The following is a 455-nucleotide window of genomic DNA, read 5'->3' as shown; positions in this document are numbered from 1 at the left end:
CGCGCGCAGGCGCACATTATTTAACGGGAATGGGCAATAGGCGCCCCCGTTATCATCATAGGGGCACCCATAATGAGAAGAACGAACACGTGCGGAGAGCTCAGGGCCTCCGACATCGGGAAACATGTATGTCTGGAAGGCTGGGTGAGGTTCTCGAGGGACCACGGAGGGGTGGCCTTCATCGACCTGGCCGACAGGTACGGAATAACCCAGGTGGTCTTCGATCCCGCGGACCTCCCGGCCGGGGCCGACGCCGATGCGATATCATCGGTCATGTCGACCTTCTCCAGGGAGTCCTGCGTCCTCATCGAGGGAAATGTCAGGGCCAGGGTCGAGGGCACCGCCGTGGACTCCAACCCCACCGGCGAGATCGAGGTCCTCATCACCCACGCCGAGCTCCTCGCGAAGTCCAAGCTCCCGCCGTTCGAGATCGGCGACCAGAAGGAGGGTGTCCT

The 455-nt window shown here is 62.4% G+C and carries 1 protein-coding gene; it reads left to right on the top strand.

All coding sequences use genetic code 11. The features are described 5' to 3' along the window. Positions 1-72: 72 nt before the first annotated feature. Positions 73-455: OB-fold nucleic acid binding domain-containing protein (locus tag AUQ37_RS07685; protein ID WP_235585022.1), on the top strand; the 383-nt coding region annotated here is incomplete at its 3' end.

The organism is Candidatus Methanomethylophilus sp. 1R26, from assembly GCF_001481295.1.
In the GTDB taxonomy this organism is placed as follows: domain Archaea; phylum Thermoplasmatota; class Thermoplasmata; order Methanomassiliicoccales; family Methanomethylophilaceae; genus Methanomethylophilus.
Note: the sequence above shows the minus strand (reverse complement) of the source record. Positions and strands in the feature narration are given on the sequence as shown.